This window comes from Sphingomonas lenta, assembly GCF_002288825.1.
Lineage (GTDB): Bacteria > Pseudomonadota > Alphaproteobacteria > Sphingomonadales > Sphingomonadaceae > Sphingomonas > Sphingomonas lenta.
This window is the reverse complement of the sequence record NZ_NSLI01000004.1, coordinates 603434-624735: the sequence shown is the minus strand read 5'-3', so window position 1 is coordinate 624735 and position 21302 is coordinate 603434. Positions and strand designations below refer to the sequence as shown.

The window sequence follows — 21302 nt, the reverse complement described above, 5'->3', positions numbered from 1 at the left end:
CCGGCTTAGCCCCGTGCGCGGCGGTTCAGGCCAGTTTGGCCTTCACCTCGTCGGCGACGTTCTGCGGCACCTCGTCATAGTGCGAGAACTGCATCGTGTACTGCGCGCGCCCTTGAGTGAACGAGCGCAGCTGGTTCACGTAGCCGAACATGTTCGCCAGCGGCACCATGGCCTCGACCACCTGCGCGTTGCCGCGGCTGTCGGTGCCCTGGATCTGGCCGCGGCGGCTGTTCAGGTCGCCGATCACGTCGCCCATGAAGTCCTCCGGCGTCACCACCTCGACCTTCATGATCGGCTCCAGGAGCTTGATGCCGGCCTTGGCCGCCACCTCGCGCATGGCGCCGCGGGCGCAGATCTCGAACGCCAAGGCCGACGAGTCCACGTCGTGGTACGCGCCGTCCGTCAGGTGCACCTCGAAGTCGATGATCGGGAAGCCGATCAGGTGGCCCGTCTCCGCCGTCTCGCGAAAGCCCTTCTCGACCGACGGGATGTACTCGCGCGGGATGTTGCCGCCCTTGATCTCGTCCATGAACTGGAAGCCCGAGCCGCGCTCGCCCGGCACCACCGTCACCTTGACGCGGCCGAACTGGCCGGAGCCGCCCGACTGCTTCTTGTGCGTGTAGTCCACGTCGACCTTGCGCGCGAGATACTCGCGATACGCCACCTGCGGCGCGCCCACGTTCGCCTCGACCTTGAACTCGCGCTTCATGCGGTCGACCAGGATCTCGAGGTGGAGCTCGCCCATCCCCTTGATGATCGTCTGGCCCGACTCATGGTCGGTCGACACGCGGAACGAGGGGTCCTCGGCCGCGAGGCGGTTGAGCGCCAGGCCCATCTTTTCCTGGTCGGCCTTGGTCTTGGGCTCGACCGACAGCTCGATGACGGGGTCGGGGAACTCCATGCGCTCTAGGATAATCGGCGCGTTCTTGGCGCACAGCGTGTCGCCCGTGGTCGTCTCCTTCAGGCCCGCGAGCGCCACGATGTCGCCCGCGTACGCCTCGTCGATGTCCTCGCGGCTGTTCGCGTGCATGAGGAGCATGCGGCCGATCTTCTCGTCCTTGCCCTTCACCGAATTGAGGTACGCGCCCTTGGCGAGCTTGCCCGAATAGATGCGCGCGAAGGTGAGCGAGCCCACGAACGGGTCGTTCATGATCTTGAACGCCAGCGCCGAGAAGGGCGCGGTGTCGTCGGCCGGACGCGTGTCCTCCGTCTCGCCGTCGAGCTTGACGCCCTGCACGGCCGGGATGTCGAGCGGGCTCGGCAGATAGTCGACCACCGCGTCGAGCAGCGGCTGGACGCCCTTGTTCTTGAACGCGGAGCCGCAGAGCACGGGCACGAACGAGAAGTTGAGCGTGCCCTTGCGGATCAGGCGCTTCAAGGTCGCGACGTCGGGCTCGTTGCCCTCCAGATACTGCTCCATGACGTCGTCGTCCTGCTCGACGGCCATCTCGATGAGCTCGCTCCGCGCGGTCGCGGCGGCGTCGGCCATGTCGGCCGGGATGTCCTGATACTCGAACTTCGCGCCGAGCGACTCCTCCAGCCACACGATCGCGCGGTTCTCGACCAGGTCGACCAGGCCCTTGAACGAGCTCTCGATCCCGATCGGCAGATACAGCACCGCCGGACGCGCGCCGAGCCGGTCCTTGATCGTGCCGACGCACATGTCGAAGTTGGCCCCCGTCCGGTCCAACTTATTCACAAAACACATCCGCGGCACGCGATACTTCTCAGCCTGCCGCCAAACCGTCTCCGACTGCGGCTCGACGCCGGCGACACCATCGAAGCACGCGACCGCGCCGTCGAGCACGCGAAGCGAGCGCTCCACCTCGATGGTGAAGTCCACGTGGCCGGGCGTGTCGATGATGTTGATGCGGTGCTCGGGACCCTGACCCTCCTCCGCCTTCCAGAAGCAGGTCGTCGCGGCCGACGTGATCGTGATCCCGCGCTCCTGCTCCTGCTCCATCCAATCCATCGTCGCGGTGCCCTCATGAACCTCGCCGATCTTATAGGACTTGCCGGTGTAGTAGAGGATGCGCTCGGTCGTCGTGGTCTTGCCGGCGTCGATGTGCGCCATGATGCCGATGTTGCGGTAACGCTCGAGCGGATGGCTGCGGGCCATGATCAATGCTTCCTTGAAGATATGGGGAGCCGGTCAGCCCGGCTCCCCACTATGTAAGTGGTCTGTTTACCAGCGCCAATCCGTCGGCCTGGCCCGACGGATCAGCTTACCAACGATAGTGCGAGAAGGCGCGGTTCGCTTCCGCCATGCGGTGCGTGTCCTCGCGCTTCTTCACCGCGTTGCCGCGGTTGTTGCTGGCGTCCAGCAGCTCGCCCGACAGGCGCGCTGACATGGTGTTCTCCGACCGGTTGCGCGCGGCGGAGATCAGCCAGCGGATAGCAAGCGCCTGGGCGCGCTCGGGGCGCACCTCAACGGGGACCTGATAGGTCGCGCCGCCGACGCGGCGCGAGCGCACCTCGATGCCAGGTTTCACGTTGTTGAGCGCGTCGTGGAACACGCCCAACGGATCCTTCTTCGCGCGCTGCTCCACCGTCTGGAGCGCGCCATAAACAATGAGCTCAGCAACGGACTTCTTTCCGTCCAGCATGACCGAGTTCATGAATTTCGACAGCACCACGTCCCCATACTGGGGATCGGGCAGCACTTCCCGCTTCTCGGGACGACGACGACGAGCCATTCTCTGCTACTCCTTACTTCGGACGCTTGGCGCCGTACTTCGAACGGCTCTGCTTGCGGTCCTTCACGCCCTGCGTGTCGAGCACGCCGCGCAGCACATGGTAGCGCACGCCCGGCAGGTCGCGCACGCGCCCCCCGCGGATCAGCACCACCGAGTGCTCCTGCAGATTATGCCCCTCGCCGGGGATATAGGAGATGACCTCCCGGCTATTGGTCAGGCGGACCTTGGCCACCTTGCGTAGCGCCGAGTTCGGCTTCTTGGGCGTCGTCGTATAAACGCGGGTGCAGACGCCGCGCTTTTGCGGGTTCTGCTCCATCGCAGGGACCTTCGACTTGGCCTTCTGCGGTTCGCGGCCCTTGCGGACCAGCTGGTTGATCGTCGGCATTGAAGCCTTCACCTTATCTAGAGGTTACTTTGCTGGAGCCATGAAGCACCGGGAATACAAAAAGGGGCCTCAGGCGGCCGTGGCCGGGCGCCCTGCCCTCTTGTCGCATCCAGCAATGTTCAAGCTTGCCCGGCTGAACGAGTCCCGCCGAACGGGCGCGCCTATACATGGATGCCTCGCGTCGGTCAACGCGGGGCGGGCGAGCGGCCTTCGCGCCACAGTGCGGCGAAAAAGCGTCGGCGCGGCAACGAGTCACTAGTTATTAACGGAACTCGTTATTAGGAACGGACGTTGGCGGCGTTCGCAAAAACGTTCGCGACAAACTGAAGGGGATCGTATCATGCGCTTCAAACATCTGCTCGCCGCGGCCGCCGCCGCGTCGATGGCCGCGGCGCCCGTCGCTGCCGCCAACCCCGCCGCTCCACTCTCCGTCGCGAAGTCGGTCCGCGCTAACTCGGCCATGCAGGCTGACAGCGAACTGTCCGGGTTCGGTGGCGGGTTCGGTGGTGTTCTGGCCGCCCTCATCGTCGTGGGCGTGATTGCCATTGTCGCGATCGACGCGTCGGAGGACGACTTCGAGGGTCCGGATAGCCCGTAATCCCGCGAGTTGACACCAGCCAGAAAAGCGCCGGCCGCACCGTTTCTCGGTGCGCCGGCGTTCTTGCTTCGACTTGACCCTTGAACAAGGGAGGGGGTAGGGCGGGGGTGTAGGAGTGTAGCTCAGTTGGTAGAGCATCGGTCTCCAAAACCGAGGGCCGGGGGTTCGAGTCCCTCCACTCCTGCCATCCTTTCCGCACCCGATTCGCGAATCGCTCGACGCCCGACGCGCTTGTTTCCCGCGTGCATCTGCAGCTCCGCGGCGGGTTGACGGGGTCGCGTCCGTTCCCCTAGCGGGGCGCGCATGTACGGTCCCGAGGGTGAGATGGTCGCCTACGCCCTGCTCGGCCTGATCGCGCTGGGCGGGTCGGTCGCGGCGGTGGTGGGCGCGCGGCGGCGGCACCGCCGCAAGCTCCGCCGACGCGGCATCAAGCGCCACGGGCACTGAGCTCCGGCTCCTCCGTAAGCACGGAAATCGACCAAACGCCGACCCGCCGCCGGCACGGACGCCCGGCGAGCACCCGGGCGCCCGCGGACGGCGACCCGCCACGGGCACCGGCGTCGAGCATGCGCCGACGTTCGGAAAGCACCGGAGTTCAGCGAGTCCCGGCGTTCCCGCGACCACCGGCGCCCGCGTAGAGCTCTGCCTGCGGCCCGCGCGGCGCTCCCCTCCCTCACCCTTGCGCCTCTGCGCCGCCGGCGTTACATGGCGGCCGATCCGACAGCGTCGCGGGAAGCCCCGCCGTTTCCTCATCGGGAGGAGCGGCCGGGAGGGCCCATGGGCGGTCGGCGCACCCGCTCCCCCACCCGCGCCTGCGCGCGAAGCCTAGAGGCCAGCTATTCCCGTGGCGAAGACCAGCCCCACCGAGTTCTTCCGCCAAGTGCGCGCCGAGACCGCCAAGGTGGTGTGGCCGACGCGCCGCGAGACGATGATGACGGGCGTCATGGTGACCATCATGACCACGATCCTGGCGATTTTCTTCCTAGGGGTGGACAGCTTCTTCAACGCGGTGGTGACGCAGCTCCTGAAGCTGGCGCAGTAAACGAACAGGGACGATAGACACATGGCGCGCTGGTACATCATCCACGCCTATTCGGGCTTCGAGGGCAAAGTCCGCGACTCCATCATGGCGGAGGCGACCAGGCTGGGCCTCGACCGGCTGGTGGAGCAGATCGAGGTGCCCACCGAGACGGTGACGGAGGCCAGGCGCGGCAAGAAGGTCAACGTCGAGCGCAAGTTCATGCCCGGCTACGTGCTCGCCAAGCTCGACATGAACGACCAGGTCTACCACCTGGTCAAGAACACGCCCAAGGTGACGGGATTCCTGGGACCGGGCGGCAAGCCGCAGGCGATCAGCGATACGGAAGCCGCGCGCATGCTCAACTCCAAGGAGGAGGCCGCGGCGGCGCCCAAGCAGAAGGTGCGCGTCGATTACGAGATCGGCGACGCGGTCAAGGTGCTCGAAGGCCCGTTCGCGAGCTTCAACGGCGTGGTCGAGGAGCTCGACTTCGACAAGTCGAAGGTGAAGGTGTCGGTGTCGATCTTCGGGCGCGCGACGCCGGTGGAACTGGATTTCGACCAAGTGGAGCGAAGCAAGTAAGCGCCAGCGCTTACTTGCTGGCCGTACGCGCCTAGCGAAGCTAGAAGCGAGACGGCGCCCACCGGCCGGCGGGTCGGCGCAGCCGAACCCGTCCGACGTCACGGCCCCGGCAAAAGCCGGGGCTTTTCTTTTGCTTTCTTGTCACCGCCGCCGCTCAAAGCACAGCCGCCGCACGGCGCGGCTTAGCCGCGCCGCCCCCTCCCCACCCCGCAACCCTCACCCTTGATCTTCGTTCTCCTTTCGTTCTAGCCTGCGGAACGAGGAGACACGCCCATGACCATCACCCCCGACCTGATCGCCGACGCGCTGGACGGCGCGCCCACCTGGGCGAAGGTAGCGCTCACCGTGCCGTCGCCGCGCCTGCGGGAGGACGCCCGGCGCGAGGTGGCGCGGCACATCCACACGGCGCTGCACGGAGCGCTGGAAGCCGAGCGCGACCAGTTGCGGCTGCCGTTCGAGCACGATTCGATCGAGCGGCTGGTGGCGCTGGGCGGGACGGACCCGGAGGCCAGCGTGGGGCCGCGCCGCAGGCCCGAATGAGATGGGGCCGGTCATCGTCGACAGCTCGGTCTGGGCCAAGCACCTGCGCCGCCCCTCTCTCATGCTGAGGAACCTGCTCCGCGATCGGCGGGTGCTCACCCACCCGCTCGTCACCGCGGAGCTGATGCTGGGTCGCCTGGACGACCGATGGGAGCTGCTGGACGCCATGCGCGCCCTGCCCCGAGCCCCGGTCGCGGAGCCCGACGCGGTGCTGGCGCTGATTGAGACCGAGTTCCTATACGAGCGGAAGATCGGTTACGTGGACGCCAACCTGCTCGCCTCCGCGCGGCTCCGGCCGGGCGTGATGCTGTGGAGCGAGGACGTGGAGCTGATCAAGCTAGCAGAGTATTTCGGGGTCGCGGCGGAGTAAGCCGTGCAGGGCGGGCAAACCGTCCGTGTCACCTTAACTGGGGTAAACTCGTTCTATAGCGCTTTATTCGACCATGTGACTACGAGGGCGTTACTGGTGGATTGCAGCACGGCTGCTTCCGGGCAGATCGCAAGCAATCACAGACGTTTGTTGAGCTGAGTCTCACCGGCGCTGGTATTCATCCTCATCGGTCTGGCTCAGCAGCCGCGGTGGGCGAGCTTCGTTTCAACGCTGACGGCAAGAACTTGTCTATCTCGCCTGGATTGAAGGTATAATCTTCCTGCTGCTGAAGGCCTTTCTGCGCCTTCCCGTAAGCCTTCGGTGTAGTTCCTGGCGCTGACTTATAGATGGCGGCGAGTGCCGCTTGGAGATTGTCGCGACGCTCGCGGGCTAAATCCTCGCTAATCGCACCGCCCGCAAAATCAGTGAGCAGCGAAAGATATGACTCGCGGATTGCCCAAAGATCGGCAGCCGTGTCGCGGTGCTTCTGCGCCGCCGCGCCGGGGTCGAACCCCTTCATGTAACCCGAGACGAAAAGTGTGATCAGAGAAACCAACGCGGTAATCAATTTCAGCCTGAAGTCATCCGTGAAAAGGATAGCCAGGGTTCCAGAGGTAGTGAAAGCCGCGAGAGCTATCTGAGCGATCTTGAAACGACGCAGCGTCGCAGCGCACAAGTCGCCCTGCTTCTCATGGGTTTTGTGCGAATATACCACGCGCCCAAAACACTCGCGGATTTGCCCCTCAAGTGCATCAAGGGCGGCCATCTCAGGGGTAAGTTGGGCCAAAGATTTCCCTCCACTTATTCCGGGCAGTCGCAGGCCGTTCATTGGCCTCGTGGTCGATAGCGCTCAGCGCGGCCTGGTACGCGGTCGCCGCAGCGGTTTGGAAGTTGCCCTTCTTGTAAACGTATGATCCGCTACCCGGCGCGCGCCAGTAGGTCTGGGTCGAAGGTATCTGCGAGAGATAAAGCATGAAGTCGCGAACTAGGTAATCATGGTAGAGGTACGACTTGTCCCGGTGGGCCCAGTCGCTGATCCACTGGTACGCGAGCGTGTCGATAAGCATCCCGCTCATGGGCACTGAATGGCGATCGCGCCAGATACGAGCCATTCGACCAATCGCCTTCAAGTTTCCGTTGGCTGTCACGCTGTCGCGTGCAGAGAAAAAACTCATCTCTCCACGCGGGTCGCACACCTTCCAACTACCGCCGTTATTGGTATCAGCGAACGTGAACGTGTTTTCTGTGTTCACGAATACAGGCAAAATCTCGAACCGTATTCCGTCTGTGAAGTTAATCGCAACGACCTGCCCGTCCGCTCCGACATACGAGTTCGCGTAGGTGCGGCCGATTGAATCACGGACGGCTTGGAGAAGCGCAGACTGACCGTTGCCAGCGTAACCATTGTATTTCTGATAAACAGAATTCGGCAGCGTGAACGCCACGTCTAGATCGCTCACGCCATTGGCAGCGGTGTCGCGTCCATAAGAGCCGACGTAGAGGCTGTGCGCCGTCTCTGATTCGGTGTTCCAGAAGTCTTTATTGAGCTGCCTGGTGATCCGCTTGTAGCGATAAGAAATGTTCGACACCGTCGCCGATGGGATCAGGTAGTTCGCTCTGAAAGCTCGGAAGTTGTCTGCCACGCTCATACGCGAAAGCTGGCACAATCAGGTCGAGGATGCCAGAACGAATATGGAACTTCTCGCTACGCGAGCCGCCTGCCTAATTCGGCGAAATTTGGCTCCTGATAGACGTCCACGTCGCCGGGCTGAGATAGCATAACCGAGAAGCGTACTCGGCTAACCGCCTCTTGGCTGGTCGCTTCATGGTCCGTGGCCACGGTGCCGGTCTCAGCGGAAGAGCGCACGACGGAGATCATGCCGGAAGAACGAGCTTCACTATCCTCCTGCGTGGAAGCGGATCGCTCCACCACAGTGAGCGCCACGTCGAACTCCACAGGTCTCGCACCCGTAAGCTGGCGGCTCGATGCGGACGATACGCTAGCGGGGTTCACCGCCGCATTGGTGCGCAGATTGGCAATGTTTCGCTGAGCTTCACTTATGCCCGACACGATCTGCGTCAGCGTTTCCGACACGAATGTCTTGAGGTCCATCTCAGCCGCCGAACATCTGGCCAAGCGCGGGCAGGAACGGCGCGATGACGCTCATGTGGTTGGCAGCCGAGGAGATGAACCGCTGGTAAGCAGCACTCAAAGCGGACTTGTCCCCCGCACTTTCCATGTCCGCCAAAGCGCTGAGAAGCGCAGCCCGCTCTGCGTTATCCTCAACTTGTGCAGTAATAGCCTGGCGTACTTTCGAGATGACACTCTGGTCAATGTTTATGTTAGTAGATTGATCGGTCGATCCGATGTTGACGCGCGAGTTCGGCCCCGTGACGCTTATTGTGTAGTTTCCTCCCGTGCCGTGGGGAAACATTCCCTTTTTGCGAACCTTCACTTGGAAGTGGCCTGGGATGCCAAACGTCTCCTGCATGAACACAGGATCAATCACGTCGAATGTCTCGTCCGTTCCATTCGGCAGCGTCCTACGCATCTCGTCACCCGGTTGAATGATCACGTTCTGATCAGGAACGATGATTTCCTTGCCAGTGGCAATGGCCTCCGTGGTTCCGCGCAACACGCCTTCGGACGTTACGATGTTAAACTTGGATTTTGGGAAGCCGTCGAACATCCTGCGCCTCATCTCGCCACCGCCAGCTGCGTAGTTTAGGCCGAACGAGCAAAGAGACCAACAGCGGTTTTCAGGCTTTCCGTTTGGAAGAGCAGACCGGGGATTGACGGCGAAGCACGCTACAAACCCGAACTTTTCTGTGTAATTTGGCGGATACCCGCTCTGCTTCATGACTGTGGCACGTCGTCCTCTCTGCTCGTCTGTTGACTGCTGCGCGCGAGTCGCTCCCGCGGCCTACCTGAGCAGAAAACGAGAAGCTGAACCTGTGTCCGCTTTCGGGGAGCGCTCCAACTCCTCTGAGCGGCTGCAAATGGGTCAAGATTATCACTGACCCTCCTCCCAATCCCGTATCCGCCACCCGCCGAACAGCGCCCGCCCCGGATCGTGCGCCGGCTTGTCAGGGTCCGCCTTTGACCACCCGCCCACCTGCGACAAATCGGGCATCACCACCCACCGGTGATACGGCGACCCTTCCCCATGCACCTGGCGCATCGCCTCCGCGCGGCGGAAGTCCTCGCGCGCGGCGTCGGCGCGCGCTTCGCGGATGGCATGGACGCGCTCCCAATAGACCTCGTCGGGCTCGCCGCGGCGGCGCTTGACCGCGGCGGGCTCGTGGGCGAGCCGCACCTCCTTCTGGTGGAGGTAGAGGAGCTGGAGCGCCTGGGCCGCCGTCATGGGCGGGAGCTCCGGCGGGTGATTGTGCGACCACGCGTCGTCCCGATAGGAGTCGGGGTCCGCGGCGGCGACGGCGGCCATCTCGACGCGGGCATAGCCCTGTTCAAGCGCCGCGCGCCACTCGCGGGCGAAGGCGCGGGAGCGGCGCTTGCGCGCGTAGAAGGTGGCGTGGCTGAGGCCGGCGGCGGCGCTGGCGAGGCGGACGTTGGCGGACGCGGACAGCGCCAGCAGGAAGCGCTGCTCGTGATCGCGGGTGAGCTTGGCGTTCGCGGCCGGGCGGCGGAGCTGGACCTTGCCCTGCCCGCCGACGCGCACGGGCGTGGGGCGGAGCGCGCTTGGGCTCGCGGCGGCGGCCATGCGCAGGCCCTTGAGGCCGGCCTGCGCCAGCACGAGCGCGGCATCCCACTCGGCGGCGAAGGCGGGGTCGGCGGCGCGGCGCTTGGTGAAGCGGGTGCGCGACAGGCCGACGGCCCTGGCGGCCTCGCGCGCGTTGCCGGTCTCGCGCAGGGCTCGGAGGAAGGACTGGTTCTCGAGCGCTTGCGTGCGGGGGCAGGTTCGGCGCGGCATCGCCAGGGTGGAGCAAGGGATCTCCAACATTGCAAGCGGGGCCGGCCGCAGCTATGTGCGCGCGCTCCCTAGCCTCGCTACGGAAACCATGCGGGAGGACGCTTCGCGTCCGTCTGGACCGCTAAACTTGGAACAGAGTGACCTATGGCAAAGAAGATCACGGGCTATATCAACCTGCAGGTGCCCGCCGGCGACGCCAAGCCCGCGCCGCCGATCGGGCCCGCGCTGGGTCAGCGCGGCGTCAACATCATGGAGTTCTGCAAGGCGTTCAACGCGCAGACGGCCGACATGGAGAAGGGCACGCCGCTGCCCACCAAGATCACCGTCTACGCCGACCGCTCCTTCTCCTTCGAGACCAAGACGCCGCCGGCGACCTATCTCATCAAGAAGGCGCTGAACCTGAAGTCGGGCTCCAAGGAGCCGGGCAAGACGAGCGCGGGCCGCATCACGCGGGCGCAGCTCAGCCAGATCGCCGAGGTCAAGATGAAGGACCTCAACGCCAACGACATCGAGGCGGCGACGAAGATCATCGAAGGCTCCGCGCGCGCGATGGGCCTCCAAGTGATGGAGGGCTAAGCACATGGCCAAGCTGACCAAGAAGCAGAAGACGTGGAACGTGTCGCCGGAGCAGCTGCACGGCGTCGACGAGGCGATCGGCCTCGCCAAGCAGTTCGCCACCGCCAAGTTCGATGAGACGATCGAGGTCGCGATGAACCTGGGCGTCGACCCCCGGCACGCCGACCAGATGGTCCGCGGCGTCGTCAACCTGCCCAAGGGCACCGGCAAGACGGTGCGCGTGGGCGTGTTCGCGCGCGGTCCCAAGGCGGACGAGGCGCGCGAGGCGGGCGCCGACGTGGTGGGCGCGGAGGACCTGATGGAGCTGGTCCAGGGCGGCACGATCGATTTCGACCGCTGCATCGCGACGCCCGACATGATGGGCGTCGTCGGTCGCCTGGGTAAGGTGCTGGGTCCCAAGGGCCTGATGCCGAACCCCAAGCTCGGCACCGTCACCATGAACGTCGCCCAGGCTGTCAAAGACGCCAAGGGCGGCCAGGTGGAGTACCGCGTCGAGAAGGCGGGCATCATCCATTCCGGCATCGGCAAGGCGAGCTTCCCGGCGGAGGACCTGCGCGCCAACTTCGACGCGCTGGTCGACGCGGTGGTCCGCGCCAAGCCGTCTGGCGCGAAGGGCAAGTACGTCAAGAAGATCGCGGTGTCGTCCTCGATGGGCCCGGGCATCCGCATCGACGTGGGCCAGGTGCAGGGCGCGTAACGTGCCCAGCCCCAGGTTGTGAGACGGGAAGGGCCGGGAGCGATCCCGGCCCTTTTCGTTTCTGATCGGCAACTTCGTCGGCCAGGCGATCGTGGCCAATTACGGCCGCAGCGTGCTCAACGGCGGCTCGGGTGCGAGCGCCGACCGGTTGGACTTCACGGCCGCGCCGGCGGCCGACAACGCGGACGCGATCAGCGACTTCGGGGCGGGCGACCGGGTCGGGCTGGCGTCCGCCATCTTCGCGGTCGGCCCGAGCCTGGAGGCGGGCGAGTTCGTGGCGGGCACGGCCGCAGCCGACGCGGACGACCGCATCCTCTACGACGCGGGCACGGGGCGGTTGCTGTACGACGCCGACGGCGACGGGGCGGGCGCGGCCGTGCCGTTCGCGCTGGTCGCGCCGGGCACCGCGATCACCAGCGGGAGCTTCCAGGTGATCTGACCGGGGTCGGCGCGGCGTCCCCTTCCCAGGCGGCCCAGCCATACGCCGGCATGCCTAATCGAAAAGTAAACGCGTTCGCTCGGCTTCCCTTCAGTCCTGAAGCGTAAACGACTCGGCAGGCAACCAGGGGAACGAACATGAGCACCGTCTCCGGCACGTCCGGCTCCACCAGCGTCTGGCAGACTCTGGTCAACGCGTACAACGCCAAGAAGGCCGAGGAGGACAAGAAGAAGGAACCGACGCCGCCCGCGCCGCCGCCGTCGAACGAGCCCGCGCCGCAGCCGCAGCCGCAGCCCTCGGGCGGGCCGTCCGGCTCCGAGCCGCCGACGAGCCCGCCCGCCGAGCCGACGACCGGACCGACCGCGCCGTCGGAGCCGAGCCCGCTCCAGCAGCTCGTGACCGGCGTCGGGACCGCGACGGAGAGCGTGATCCGCAACCGCGCGGTCCAGCGCGCGGCCGCGTCGGTCGTGGGCGAGGTCCGCGACTATTTCGACCCGGTGTTCGCCGCGCGCGGCCAAGCCGCCGTCCGTGCCGGCTCGACCGCCGACGACGGCACGGCGACGCGCGTCCCCTCGGTCGAGGCGAAGACCGAGGAGGTCCGGGCCGAGGCGGCGACGGCCAAGCGCCCCACCGCTGCCGAGATCGTCGCGGGGAGCGCGTACGTGCAGGCGGCGATGTCCGCTGGGCAGCAGGGGCAGCTGAGCTTGCTCAAGGCGTAACCCGGGAGACGGCGCGGGGGGCGGCCCCGCGCCGTCGGACGGGTCGGCCTCGCCGCCCGCCGGCCGGGGACGCGGGAGCAAATCCCGCGTCGTCGGTCCTCGGGCTGGCCCGAGGCCGGCCAGCTTTCGGCGTGCGCCGTGCGCACCGGTCCGTAAGCAGCGCTCACGGGCCTCGCCTCAGGCGAAGTTGGCGCCCAGCGGGTCGCCTTCCTCCTCCACATGCTCCGTCTCAGGCGCGGGCGAGGGCGTCATGGGCGTCTCCGGCCGCTGCGGGCGGTCCTCGTCGGCGGGCGGGGTGGTCGGGTCGGGCATGGCGGTCTCCTTTCGCGGGCGACAACGCGCGGATGCGGAGGAGGTTTTGCGAATATCGGACGGGGCGAGGGCGGCCTCGCCCCTGACGTTAAGCCACCCCGCAAAGTATTACTTTGCGGGGACCCAGGCCGAACGGCTTGCGCGCAAGCCGCCGGCCGGGCTTGGGCGAGTCTTGCGTCAGCTGCGCTGGCGCAAGCCGCCCTGCGCCGCGCACCGCTCGAACTCGACCGGATCGTGTGCGCAGACCACCTGCACCTCGTCGCGGCGCTCGACCGACAGGCGGCGGACGCGGGCCTGGTTCTCCAATCGCTGCTCGCGGTGGACCTCCATCATCGTCTGGTAGGCGCGCAGGCCCGGCGTGCAGCGGCGGCGGTCGCTCCGGACCTCGCCGCGGTAGAAATAGGCGTCGCCGGCGTGGAGCAGCCAGTGGCCATCGTCGCGACGGACCGCGACGCCGGCATGGCCCCAGGTGTGGCCGGGCAGCGGCACCAGCAGGATCTCGGGCGGCAGGCCGTCCAGGTCGCGCACCGCGTCGAAGCCGAACCACCCCTCCCCGCCCGCCTTGGCCGCGTAAGTGCGCCAGTCGGTGACCTCGTTCCACTGGCGCGGGCGGTAGCGTTCGTTGGGGATGAAGCCGCGCTTGGGGCCGTTCGCCGCCGAATATTCGTCGGCCATGAGATGGACGGCGGCGCCTGGGAAGTCCTCGATGCCGCCGGCGTGGTCGAAGTCCAGATGCGTGATGACGATGTGGCGGACGTCGTCGCGTTTGAAGCCCAGGGCTTCGATCTGGCGGGCGGCGGTGTCCTCTTCGCGCAGGCGGATGTTGAGGAGGCCGCGGAAGAAGCGCGGGATGCGCGCGGGCGGGTCGTGCGGGTGCGCCACGTCCTTGAGGCCGAAGCCCGTGTCGACGAGGACGAGGCCGTGCGCGTCGGTCTCGATCAAGAGGCAGTGGCCGACGAGGTGGCCGAGCGGGCCTAATGACTTGCCGTCGAAGATGGCGCCGCCGACGGGGCAGTCGTTGCCGCAGTTGAGGTGGTGGATGCGCATGGGGGCTCTCCCTGTTCGTGGGCAAGCGAACGAAGGGGAGAGGTGCGGGTTCACGGGCTGATATGGGTTAGCCTGATCCTCCCTAGCTTGCTGGGGAGGGGAATCGCTCGCGAAGCGAGTGGTGGAGGGGCGGTTGCGACGGGAGCCGCCCTTCGCAACCGCCCCTCCACCATGCTTCGCATGGTCCCCCTCCCCGTTCCGGGGAGGAACGGCGGGGTTAGAGGCCGACCACCCCACCGTCATTCTTGGTGATCACGATCGTCGCCGACCGGGGCCGCGGGCCTGTTGGGTTCAATGTCCCGGTGCCCTGGTTCGCGGGCCAGTTGCTCGTCGGGCGGTTCGGGTCGGCAGCGTCCTCGCCTGGGTGCTGGATGTTGACGAAGATCGAGCGGCCGTCGGGGGTCGAGTCGATGCCGGTGATTTCGCACTCCTTCGGTCCCACCAGGAAGCGGCGGAGCGCCTGGCCGGGAAGCGCGCCGACGCGGGCGGTGGCGGTGCCCGTCAGGACGGTGCCGTTCGTCTCGACCACCCGGTTGGTGATGTCGGCCGTCGTGCCGTCGCCGACGCGGCCGGGTTGGCCCAAGAGCATCATGCAGTTCGTCACGTCCGTGTACGCGCCGTCGTCCGTCTGCACCCAGAGGAGCGGGTTGACGAGGCCGCCCGCATTGGTCGGGCGCGAGAACCACAGGCCGTCGGGCGACGAGAAGTCGTTGGTGGCGTCCAGGCCGGACAGGTTGACGTTCCGGCGGTCGAGGTCCGCGCCCGCGCCATACGCGTAGACGTCCCAGGTGAAGCGCGTCGCCTCCGTGGTGTCGCCCTGCTCGCGCAGGCGGACGATGTGGCCGTTAGCGTTGCCACGCGTCGCCTGGGAGGCGGTGGGCGGGTCGGCGTTGACCGTATCGCCCTGCGGCAGCTTCACGTCGAGGTACGCGCGGGGGTTGGCGGCGTTGACGTTGGCGGGGCGGCGCGAGCTGTTGTTCGTCAGCGTGCAGTACATCTCGCCGGTGGCCGGGTTGACCGCGGTCCATTCCGGCCGGTCCATGCGCGTCGCGCCGAGCAGGTCGGCGGCGATGCGCGTGGCGAGCAGCACGTCCGCCTGGTTGTCGAAGGCGTAGGTCGCGTTGGCCGCGGTCAGCGGACCCTGGCCGAAGACGAGCGGCAGCCACACGCCCGTGCCGTCGGCGTCGAAGCGGGCGACGTAGAGCGTGCCGGAATCGAGATACTTGTCGCCGGTGGCGAGCCGGTCGGCGGCTGTCGCGTCCGCGGCGCTCCAGGTCGCGGCGCTCACGAACTTGTAGATATACTCGTTCTGCGCGTCGTCGCCCATGTACCAGGCGGGGCGCACGCCGGCGACGAAGCGGCCGGGCCACGCGCCCTCATGGTTCATGCGGCCCAAGGCGGTGCGCTTGCGCGGGGTCGAGGTCGGGCTGAACGGGTCGGCCTCGACGATCCAGCCGTACTGGAACACCTCGTTGCGGAAGTCCTGCGTGCCGTCGGCGGCCGCACCCGGTTGCGAGGTGATGTTCCACTTCGCGAAGCGCGTGTCGGACACGCCCGCGGCGGGCTGGACGAACGCCCAGCGGTAGCTGCCGGGACGCTCGCCGCCGCCGCCATAGCGGGCGAGGAGCGCGTTCACCTTGCTGCTCCGCAGCGCGGTGTCGCTCGCGTCGCGGCGGAAGTAGCCCGCCCAATTCTCCTCGGCGGTGAGGTAGGTGTTCCACGGCGTGTAGCCGTTGGCGCAGTTGTTGATGGTGCCGCGGCCCGCCGTGCCGTCGGGCGAGAAGGCGGTGCGGACCAGCGCGTTGCCGCGCACCGGCCCGCTGATCTGCGTCGGCGTGAGCGGCGTGATGCGGCGGTTGAGCGCGGAGGCCTGGTTGTAGCTCCAGGTGCCGTTCGCGGCGCGGCTGACCTCGATGATCGACAGCCCGTGCGCCTCGATCTCCTTGATTGCCTCGGCCTCCGGGCGGACCTCGCCGGCGCGCGTGCCGGTGGGACCGTTGGGGTGGAGATAGCGCTGGGTGATGTTCTCGTGGTTGAGCGCGAGCAGGCCGCGCGACGAGTTGGACGGGTCGGGCGCGTTGCCGGTCGCGGCCAGGCCGAAGAAGCTCATGCCGTCGTGATGGTCGCCTGCGCGCGCCGCGAAGTCCGTATCGGTGCCGTTGTTGGCGTAAGCCGGAGTCGCCGCGTTGATCGGATCGCCCAGCCGGTAGAGCACGGTCACCGTGTAGCCCTCGGGCACGGTCACGGTATCGTTCAGGTTCTTGGCCACCGCCGTGAAGCCGAGCTGCGCGGGCTGAACGGTGACGGTGGTGTCCGCGAACACCGACGACGAGAGCGCGGCGAAGCGGAACGTCATCGACGTCGCGGCCGCGACGCTGGGCGCGGTGAAGGTGACCGCGTTGGCGGTGGCGCCCGGGCCGAAGCTGACGGGCGGACCGTCGAGCTGCGTCCAGACGCCCGTGGCGACGCCGTCGGACGTCGTGCCCGTCAGCATCACAGTGCGGCCGGAGGCGGTGGCGGCGTTCTGGCCGGCGGTCACGCTCAAGTTCGCGCCGTCGTCGCCGTCGTCGCCGCACCCGGCCAGGAGCATCGGCCCGATCGCCGCCGCCGAGATGGCCGACATGCCGCCGAACAGGGTCTGCCGGCGGGAGTAGCGCCGGGCGACGATGTCGCCGAGATGCGGGTTGGCGGTCGCGTTAACGTCGTTGTCGCCGTCGTCATACATCGACGAAGGCCCGAGATGGTCCGCCATGTGCCTGCCCCTCTAAGATGTCCCGCGCCGGTCGTCCGGCCCCGGTCGGGCTTGTGGGGCGCGAAAGCGACGGGGCCGTTGCGGATCGGGGACGCGGGCGTGACGGCGCGGTGACGGGACGGTGACGGCGAGCCGCGCGGGCAGCTTGCGCCGCCGCTTCCGTTCGGCTAATGGCCCGCCCGCACTTCACGGGTTTCGCCCGTCGAAGTTCCGTCCGAGACAGCGGGTGCCCGGGGATCTGCCCCGAGCTTAATCTCCCGCCGAGACGGGGATAGGATTTCGCCGGCAGGGTTCGCCCGCCGGTCTGCCGCGCTCTCAAGCAGCGCGTCGGTTCCCATGCCCCTTCGGACACCCGGTTGGCGGGTGTTTCCGCCTCCCGGTTCGTAACCGGACCCGAGGTTTCGGCCGCGGGTCCAAGTGTGGAGAATGGCATGGATCGTGCTCAGAAGACCGAGGCCGTGGCCGAGCTCAACCGCACCTTTTCCGAGGTGGGCGTGGTGGTCGTCACCCGCAATCTCGGAATGACGGTGGCGCAGTCGACGACGCTGCGCACCCGCATGCGGGAGGCGGGCGCCGTCTACAAGGTCTCGAAGAACCGGCTTGCCAGGATCGCGCTCGACGGCACGGACTATACGGGGCTCAGCGACATGCTGACCGGCCCCGTCGGTCTGGCGACGTCGACCGACCCCGTCGCGGCCGCCAAGGTGGCGGTCGACTTCGCGAAGACGAACGACAAGTTCGAAATCGTCGGCGGGGCCATGGGCGCGACCGTTCTCGACGTGGCCGGCGTGCAGGCGCTGGCGACGTTGCCGTCGCTGGACGAGCTCCGGGCGAAGATCGTGGGCCTCGTGCAGGCGCCCGCGACCAAGCTCGCGACCATCGCCCAGGCGCCGGCGGCGCAGCTGGCCCGCGTGCTCGCGGCCTACGCCGAGAAGGACAAGGAAGCCGCCTAGTTCTCGCAGCGAAGTGGTACTTCGCTGCAGGTTTTAGGACCGATGTGAACCGAAGCATCCCGGCCTTCGTCGGGACGATTTTAGAGGAAGTAGAAAATGGCAGACCTGAACTCGCTGGTTGACCAGCTCAGCACGCTCACCGTCCTCGAGGCGGCCGAGCTGTCCAAGATGCTCGAAGAGAAGTGGGGCGTTTCGGCCGCCGCGGCCGTGGCCGCCGCTCCGGCCGCCGGTGGTGGCGGCGCGGCCGCTCCCGCGGCGGAAGAGAAGACCGAGTTCGACGTCATCCTGACGGGCGACGGCGGCAAGAAGATCAACGTCATCAAGGAGGTCCGCGCGATCACCGGTCTCGGCCTGACCGAGGCGAAGGCGCTGGTCGAGGGCACGCCCAAGGCCGTCAAGGAAGGCGTGAACAAGGACGAGGCCGAGAAGATCAAGAAGCAGCTCGAGGATGCCGGCGCGACCGTCGAGCTGAAGTAAGCCGCAGGGTGGGAGACGGTTCAGCCCCGCCGAACCGCACCCGCCCAAGGCCGGCCGGCGGTGCGCCCCGCGCACCGTCCGACGTCACGGGGGCGGAAGGTGAACGATGCCCCGCATCGTTCAGATCATGCCGGGGGCATGATCGACCTTCCACTCTCCCATGACGGCTTGAGCAGAGAACAAGCGGCTCCGGTCAGCCGGGGCCGCTTTTCTTTCGCGGCGTGGGTGCGCCGCCCGCCGTCGGCGGCATGCTGGCGACGCAGCCGGACACCTCGAGCAAACCCCCTCCCCGCGACAGCAGCGCCCGGCCCAGGTCCGGATCGCAGCTGGCCATGACCTCCCCGCCCTCCCGCTGCGGCGGCGCCTCGTACCGGGTGACCTCCAATCCCCGCTCGCGCCAGAGCAGGGCGTAGAAGTGGAGCTGCGGCTGGTAGGCCCGCAGCACGCCGAGGTCGAACCCCGGCTCCACGACGGCGACGCGGCGCACGCCGCGCTCAAAGAGCGACGCGAGCAGGACGCCGTAGCTCGCCTGGGGGTAATAGGCGCGGTCCAGGAGCAGGTCGTACCGCATGCCCGCGGTGCGCACGCCGATGTTGACCACCGCGGCCGCCACCAAGGCCGACGGCAGCGCCAGCTGCGCCCAGGTCGGTCGCCCCGCGCCGACGAAGCCCAGGAAGCGCGGGAGCCGCCGCCCTACGGTGATGGCGCACGCGACCGCGAGCCACGGCAGGGCGGGCAGGATGTACTGGGGAAGCCGGGTGCCGATCACCGTCACGAGCAGGAGCTGCCCCGCGACGCAGCACAAGGCGAAGACGAGCGCCTGGCGCGCCCGGCCCCTCGGTCCCGCCAACCCGGCCGGCGCGAGCAGCGCGAGCGGCCCCGCGCTGAACAGGCCGCCGAGGAGCAGCACCCGCAAGTAGTAGAACGGCGAGTCGTCCTGGTGCATCACCTCGCCGCTCAAGCGGCCGGCGAAGTCGTTGTACCAGACGGCCTCGAGATAGCCCGGCGCCAGGCGCTCGCGCAGCAGGTAGAAGGCCGCCAGCGGCACGAGCGCCAGCGGCACGAGCAGGACGTAGCGCCAGGTGAAGGCGCGACGGAGCCTGCCGCAGGCGAGCAGGTAGAGCGCCACCCCGAAGCCGGGGATCAACCCGGCAGCCGTCTTCGTCATCGTCGCGCCCGCGACCAGGACGCCAACCGCGAGCAGGGTCCGCCGGCGCGGGCAGGGACGGTGCACCGCGGCGTGGAGGAGCGCGAGATAGGCGGTCGTGAAGAAGCAGAGCAGCGCGTCGTAGTCGCCGGTGCGCGCGCCATGCTCGCCGTAGAAGCCGACGCTGGCGGCGAGCAGCGCGACGGCGAGCGCCGCCGTCGGGACGGAATGCGTCGCGCGCCGTACGAACGCGAAGACGATCGCGAGCGTCCCCAGCGCCGCGACCATCGCCGGCAGCCGCAGCGAGAGCTCCGAGGCGCCGAACAGGCGGATCGACGCGGTCATCAGCCAGATCATCAGCGGCGGCTTGGTGTTCCAGAGATCGGGCGCGAAGCCGAAGGTCGTCACCAGGCCCCAGCCGCGCTGGTGCATCTCCAGGGCGTTCACCGCCAGGCGGGACTCGTCCCAGATGATGATCGGCGGAACCGTGCGGTCCACGAACATGAACGCCGCGCACGCGAGCAGCAGCGCTCCGCACGCGAGCGCGGCCCCGCATCTGGCTCGGATCGGCCGCACGGCGGCGGCTCGAACGGGTATCGGCACCGACTTGCTCGCCCGGCTGTTGGTCCGCGACCACATCGCACCGTCATGGCGAACAAAGGTTTAACGGGGTGCGGCGGCCGAAGGCGCGCGGGCGGATGCCGGCTCGTCGAGTTGCGGCCGATCCCTCCAAGTGGGCCCTCCAACCTTGGCGGATGCCGGCGGGCGCCCGTCGGTCGGCATCGGCGCGGCGACCGGCTCTTCTCCCGCGGCGCGCCTAGCGCTCCAGCGCCGCCGCGTGGGGCCGCGCCGCGACCTGGTCGGTGGTGCGCGTCGGGCGGTCGAGCCAGAAGGGCGCGAGCTTGGGGCTGTCCACGCGCTCCACGCCGACGGCGAAGGCCTGGGCGGTCTGGCCGTCCACGCCCGATCCGGCGCGGTAGAGCGCGTTCACGGCGACCACGGGCACGAACATCTCGCGTCCCGCGGCGGTCATGACCTTGATCGCCTCGTGCGGCAGCACGGCGACGGCGCGGACGCGGCGCGTCTCGCCGGGCTGGAGCGCGAAGGGCGCGGCCGCGGGGCGGGCGATCGGGCGGGCGTAGAAGTCGGCGAGCTCGGCGTCCTGGCCGGCATGCGCGCTGAGCAGCGCGACGCCGAGCCGCACGCCTTCCGCGGGCGCGTCGCCCGTGTTGGTCAGCGCGACCTCCGCCTCGACGGTGGCGGTGACCATGTTGACGCCCGCGCGCGACGGGCGGAGCTCCAGCGCGAGCCGCGCGCGGGGGCCGGCCGGCGCGGGTCGGGCGAGGAACTGCGGCTCGGGCTCGGGCGGGGTGGCGGCGGGCGCGGGCGGCGGTGACGGGGTGACGGCGGACGTGGGCGGCTCGGGTCGGGCGACGGACTCGGGCGGCGCAGCGGCGGGCACCTCCGGCACGAGCGGCGTTTCGCGCCGGCGTCGGCGCAGGAACCAGGCCGCGGCCGCCGCGGCAACGACCGCCGCGCCGCCGATCGGCAAGAGCAGGCCGCCCTCCCCTTCCCGCTCCGCCGGGACCGGCTTGGGCTCGGGCGTCGGACTCGGGAGCGACGCGGGGGCGGCCTCGGCCGTGGGAACCGGAACGGGCGTGGGTGTCGGGCTCGCCACCGGGGCCGGTGCGGGCGTCGGCACGGCGCGCGGGGTCGCGCGGGCGGTGGGCGTCGGCGCGGGCGTCGGCATCTCCACGGGTGCGGGAGTGGGCGTCGGCGCGGGCATCGGGGTGGGTACGGGCGTCGGCGTCGGGGTCGGCGTGCCGGGAAGGCTGTAATCCTCCAGCCCGGGGATGGTCTGGGGCGGCGTTTGCGGCGCGGTCTGCGCGGGCGCGGTCGCCGGCAGGATCAGGGCGGCGGTGGCGAGGAGCGCGCGCCGTCGCGGGGAGGTCATGGGATCGTTCCTCGAGATGAAGGGCCGGCCGTCGCCCGTCCGTCCCCGCCGCGCCAGCGGCCGTGCGGCGGGACGACCGTTCGGGCGCGACGAGTAGTAGCGCCGGCG

General features: G+C 68.2%; 25 protein-coding genes and 1 tRNA gene. 13 read left to right on the top strand and 13 right to left on the bottom strand.

Translation table 11 applies throughout. The features are described from left to right. Positions 1-25 precede the first annotated feature (25 nt). From fusA to rpsL, 3 genes are all read right to left on the bottom strand, one after another. Positions 26-2119 carry an elongation factor G gene (fusA, locus tag CKY28_RS15140; protein ID WP_095999270.1) on the bottom strand — a complete coding sequence of 698 codons (2094 nt, stop codon included), beginning with the start codon at positions 2117-2119 and terminating at the stop codon, positions 26-28. 106 nt (positions 2120-2225) lie between these two features. Continuing rightward, positions 2226-2696 (bottom strand): 30S ribosomal protein S7, encoded by a 471-nt coding sequence (gene rpsG, locus CKY28_RS15135; RefSeq protein ID WP_095999170.1) that lies wholly within the window; start codon positions 2694-2696, stop codon positions 2226-2228. Between the two features lie 13 nt (positions 2697-2709). Continuing rightward, positions 2710-3081 (bottom strand): 30S ribosomal protein S12, encoded by a 372-nt coding sequence (rpsL, locus tag CKY28_RS15130; RefSeq protein ID WP_010545715.1) that lies wholly within the window; start codon positions 3079-3081, stop codon positions 2710-2712. Between the two features lie 340 nt (positions 3082-3421). On the opposite strand from rpsL, the gene CKY28_RS15125 reads away from it, so the two are divergent. The 7 genes from CKY28_RS15125 to CKY28_RS15100 all read left to right on the top strand — a co-directional run bounded on the left by CKY28_RS15125 (position 3422) and on the right by CKY28_RS15100 (position 6189). Continuing rightward, positions 3422-3679: a hypothetical protein gene (locus CKY28_RS15125; protein WP_095999169.1), complete on the top strand. Its 258-nt coding sequence runs from the start codon at positions 3422-3424 to the stop codon at positions 3677-3679. 111 nt (positions 3680-3790) lie between these two features. Then, positions 3791-3866, top strand: a tRNA-Trp gene (locus CKY28_RS15120). Between the two features lie 116 nt (positions 3867-3982). Then, positions 3983-4126 (top strand): hypothetical protein, encoded by a 144-nt coding sequence (locus tag CKY28_RS18810; protein WP_176473116.1) that lies wholly within the window; start codon positions 3983-3985, stop codon positions 4124-4126. Between the two features lie 397 nt (positions 4127-4523). After that, positions 4524-4721 carry a preprotein translocase subunit SecE gene (gene secE / locus CKY28_RS15115; protein WP_095999168.1) on the top strand — a complete coding sequence of 66 codons (198 nt, stop codon included), beginning with the start codon at positions 4524-4526 and terminating at the stop codon, positions 4719-4721. Between the two features lie 21 nt (positions 4722-4742). Further along, positions 4743-5279, top strand: a complete 537-nt coding sequence (gene nusG / locus CKY28_RS15110) for a transcription termination/antitermination protein NusG (protein ID WP_095999167.1) — start codon at positions 4743-4745, stop codon at positions 5277-5279. A gap of 273 nt (positions 5280-5552) precedes the next feature. Beyond that, positions 5553-5819, top strand: a complete 267-nt coding sequence (locus CKY28_RS15105; RefSeq protein WP_095999166.1) for a DUF6771 family protein — start codon at positions 5553-5555, stop codon at positions 5817-5819. Between the two features lies 1 nt (position 5820). Then, positions 5821-6189 carry a type II toxin-antitoxin system VapC family toxin gene (locus CKY28_RS15100; RefSeq protein ID WP_095999165.1) on the top strand — a complete coding sequence of 123 codons (369 nt, stop codon included), beginning with the start codon at positions 5821-5823 and terminating at the stop codon, positions 6187-6189. 184 nt (positions 6190-6373) lie between these two features. Here the strand turns inward: CKY28_RS15100 and CKY28_RS15095 are convergent, their stop codons facing one another. The 5 genes from CKY28_RS15095 to CKY28_RS15075 all read right to left on the bottom strand — a co-directional run bounded on the left by CKY28_RS15095 (position 6374) and on the right by CKY28_RS15075 (position 10121). Continuing rightward, complete coding sequence (locus CKY28_RS15095; RefSeq protein WP_095999164.1) at positions 6374-6955, bottom strand: SLATT domain-containing protein; 582 nt, start codon at positions 6953-6955, stop codon at positions 6374-6376. Position 6956: 1 nt separating this feature from the next. Continuing rightward, entirely contained in the window at positions 6957-7838 is an 882-nt protein-coding gene (locus CKY28_RS15090) for an SMODS domain-containing nucleotidyltransferase (protein WP_095999163.1), read from the bottom strand. 56 nt (positions 7839-7894) lie between these two features. After that, complete coding sequence (locus CKY28_RS18380; RefSeq protein WP_141243956.1) at positions 7895-8302, bottom strand: hypothetical protein; 408 nt, start codon at positions 8300-8302, stop codon at positions 7895-7897. A 1-nt stretch (position 8303) separates the two neighbouring features. Beyond that, the gene (locus tag CKY28_RS15080) at positions 8304-8879 is read right to left on the bottom strand and encodes a hypothetical protein (protein WP_141243955.1); all 576 of its coding nucleotides are present in this window, start codon (positions 8877-8879) and stop codon (positions 8304-8306) included. A gap of 324 nt (positions 8880-9203) precedes the next feature. Further along, on the bottom strand, positions 9204-10121 hold the full coding sequence (locus CKY28_RS15075; RefSeq protein WP_095999160.1) for a hypothetical protein: 918 nt from the start codon (positions 10119-10121) through the stop codon (positions 9204-9206). A 144-nt stretch (positions 10122-10265) separates the two neighbouring features. Here CKY28_RS15075 and rplK point away from each other — a divergent pair, with 144 nt between their 5' ends. From rplK to CKY28_RS15055, 4 genes are all read left to right on the top strand, one after another. Next, entirely contained in the window at positions 10266-10697 is a 432-nt protein-coding gene (gene rplK, locus CKY28_RS15070; protein ID WP_095999159.1) for a 50S ribosomal protein L11, read from the top strand. Positions 10698-10701: 4 nt separating this feature from the next. After that, entirely contained in the window at positions 10702-11394 is a 693-nt protein-coding gene (gene rplA, locus CKY28_RS15065; protein WP_095999158.1) for a 50S ribosomal protein L1, read from the top strand. Between the two features lie 91 nt (positions 11395-11485). Continuing rightward, positions 11486-11833: a hypothetical protein gene (locus CKY28_RS18805; RefSeq protein WP_095999157.1), complete on the top strand. Its 348-nt coding sequence runs from the start codon at positions 11486-11488 to the stop codon at positions 11831-11833. A 137-nt stretch (positions 11834-11970) separates the two neighbouring features. Next, complete coding sequence (locus tag CKY28_RS15055) at positions 11971-12552, top strand: hypothetical protein (RefSeq protein ID WP_095999156.1); 582 nt, start codon at positions 11971-11973, stop codon at positions 12550-12552. Positions 12553-12729: 177 nt separating this feature from the next. Here CKY28_RS15055 and CKY28_RS19295 read toward each other — a convergent pair whose 3' ends face one another. From CKY28_RS19295 to CKY28_RS15045, 3 genes are all read right to left on the bottom strand, one after another. Further along, a complete protein-coding gene (locus CKY28_RS19295; RefSeq protein ID WP_281253254.1) occupies positions 12730-12864 on the bottom strand; it encodes a hypothetical protein in 135 nt (44 codons plus the stop codon). A gap of 177 nt (positions 12865-13041) precedes the next feature. Then, positions 13042-13911, bottom strand: a complete 870-nt coding sequence (locus CKY28_RS15050) for an MBL fold metallo-hydrolase (RefSeq protein WP_095999155.1) — start codon at positions 13909-13911, stop codon at positions 13042-13044. 217 nt (positions 13912-14128) lie between these two features. After that, positions 14129-16663 carry a PhoX family protein gene (locus CKY28_RS15045; protein WP_095999154.1) on the bottom strand — a complete coding sequence of 845 codons (2535 nt, stop codon included), beginning with the start codon at positions 16661-16663 and terminating at the stop codon, positions 14129-14131. Positions 16664-17094: 431 nt separating this feature from the next. On the opposite strand from CKY28_RS15045, the gene rplJ reads away from it, so the two are divergent. Next, positions 17095-17616, top strand: coding sequence for a 50S ribosomal protein L10 (gene rplJ / locus CKY28_RS15040; protein ID WP_095999153.1), 522 nt, complete (start codon positions 17095-17097; stop codon positions 17614-17616). Positions 17617-17712: 96 nt separating this feature from the next. Beyond that, on the top strand, positions 17713-18093 hold the full coding sequence (gene rplL, locus CKY28_RS15035) for a 50S ribosomal protein L7/L12 (RefSeq protein ID WP_095999152.1): 381 nt from the start codon (positions 17713-17715) through the stop codon (positions 18091-18093). Between the two features lie 193 nt (positions 18094-18286). On the opposite strand, the gene CKY28_RS15030 is transcribed toward rplL, so the two are convergent. Both CKY28_RS15030 and CKY28_RS18800 read right to left on the bottom strand, forming a co-directional pair. Then, positions 18287-19879, bottom strand: a complete 1593-nt coding sequence (locus CKY28_RS15030; protein ID WP_095999151.1) for an ArnT family glycosyltransferase — start codon at positions 19877-19879, stop codon at positions 18287-18289. A 178-nt stretch (positions 19880-20057) separates the two neighbouring features. Continuing rightward, the gene (locus CKY28_RS18800) at positions 20058-21194 is read right to left on the bottom strand and encodes a hypothetical protein (protein ID WP_176473115.1); all 1137 of its coding nucleotides are present in this window, start codon (positions 21192-21194) and stop codon (positions 20058-20060) included. Positions 21195-21302 lie beyond the last annotated feature (108 nt).

Excerpts from the sequence above, each read along its gene's own strand:
- fusA (WP_095999270.1), bottom strand. The coding sequence starts at position 2,119 with ATGGCCCGCAGCCATCCGCTCGAGCGTTACCGCAACATCGGCATCATG.
- rpsG (WP_095999170.1), bottom strand. The coding sequence starts at position 2,696 with ATGGCTCGTCGTCGTCGTCCCGAGAAGCGGGAAGTGCTGCCCGATCCC.
- rpsL (WP_010545715.1), bottom strand. The coding sequence starts at position 3,081 with ATGCCGACGATCAACCAGCTGGTCCGCAAGGGCCGCGAACCGCAGAAG.
- CKY28_RS15125 (WP_095999169.1), top strand. The coding sequence starts at position 3,422 with ATGCGCTTCAAACATCTGCTCGCCGCGGCCGCCGCCGCGTCGATGGCC.
- CKY28_RS18810 (WP_176473116.1), top strand. The coding sequence starts at position 3,983 with ATGTACGGTCCCGAGGGTGAGATGGTCGCCTACGCCCTGCTCGGCCTG.
- nusG (WP_095999167.1), top strand. The coding sequence starts at position 4,743 with ATGGCGCGCTGGTACATCATCCACGCCTATTCGGGCTTCGAGGGCAAA.
- CKY28_RS15105 (WP_095999166.1), top strand. The coding sequence starts at position 5,553 with ATGACCATCACCCCCGACCTGATCGCCGACGCGCTGGACGGCGCGCCC.
- CKY28_RS15100 (WP_095999165.1), top strand. The coding sequence starts at position 5,821 with ATGGGGCCGGTCATCGTCGACAGCTCGGTCTGGGCCAAGCACCTGCGC.
- CKY28_RS15095 (WP_095999164.1), bottom strand. The coding sequence starts at position 6,955 with ATGGCCGCCCTTGATGCACTTGAGGGGCAAATCCGCGAGTGTTTTGGG.
- CKY28_RS15090 (WP_095999163.1), bottom strand. The coding sequence starts at position 7,838 with ATGAGCGTGGCAGACAACTTCCGAGCTTTCAGAGCGAACTACCTGATC.
- CKY28_RS18380 (WP_141243956.1), bottom strand. The coding sequence starts at position 8,302 with ATGGACCTCAAGACATTCGTGTCGGAAACGCTGACGCAGATCGTGTCG.
- CKY28_RS15080 (WP_141243955.1), bottom strand. The coding sequence starts at position 8,879 with ATGTTCGACGGCTTCCCAAAATCCAAGTTTAACATCGTAACGTCCGAA.
- CKY28_RS15075 (WP_095999160.1), bottom strand. The coding sequence starts at position 10,121 with ATGCCGCGCCGAACCTGCCCCCGCACGCAAGCGCTCGAGAACCAGTCC.
- rplK (WP_095999159.1), top strand. The coding sequence starts at position 10,266 with ATGGCAAAGAAGATCACGGGCTATATCAACCTGCAGGTGCCCGCCGGC.
- rplA (WP_095999158.1), top strand. The coding sequence starts at position 10,702 with ATGGCCAAGCTGACCAAGAAGCAGAAGACGTGGAACGTGTCGCCGGAG.
- CKY28_RS15055 (WP_095999156.1), top strand. The coding sequence starts at position 11,971 with ATGAGCACCGTCTCCGGCACGTCCGGCTCCACCAGCGTCTGGCAGACT.
- CKY28_RS19295 (WP_281253254.1), bottom strand. The coding sequence starts at position 12,864 with ATGCCCGACCCGACCACCCCGCCCGCCGACGAGGACCGCCCGCAGCGG.
- CKY28_RS15050 (WP_095999155.1), bottom strand. The coding sequence starts at position 13,911 with ATGCGCATCCACCACCTCAACTGCGGCAACGACTGCCCCGTCGGCGGC.
- CKY28_RS15045 (WP_095999154.1), bottom strand. The coding sequence starts at position 16,663 with ATGGCGGACCATCTCGGGCCTTCGTCGATGTATGACGACGGCGACAAC.
- rplJ (WP_095999153.1), top strand. The coding sequence starts at position 17,095 with ATGGATCGTGCTCAGAAGACCGAGGCCGTGGCCGAGCTCAACCGCACC.
- rplL (WP_095999152.1), top strand. The coding sequence starts at position 17,713 with ATGGCAGACCTGAACTCGCTGGTTGACCAGCTCAGCACGCTCACCGTC.
- CKY28_RS15030 (WP_095999151.1), bottom strand. The coding sequence starts at position 19,879 with ATGTGGTCGCGGACCAACAGCCGGGCGAGCAAGTCGGTGCCGATACCC.
- CKY28_RS18800 (WP_176473115.1), bottom strand. The coding sequence starts at position 21,194 with ATGACCTCCCCGCGACGGCGCGCGCTCCTCGCCACCGCCGCCCTGATC.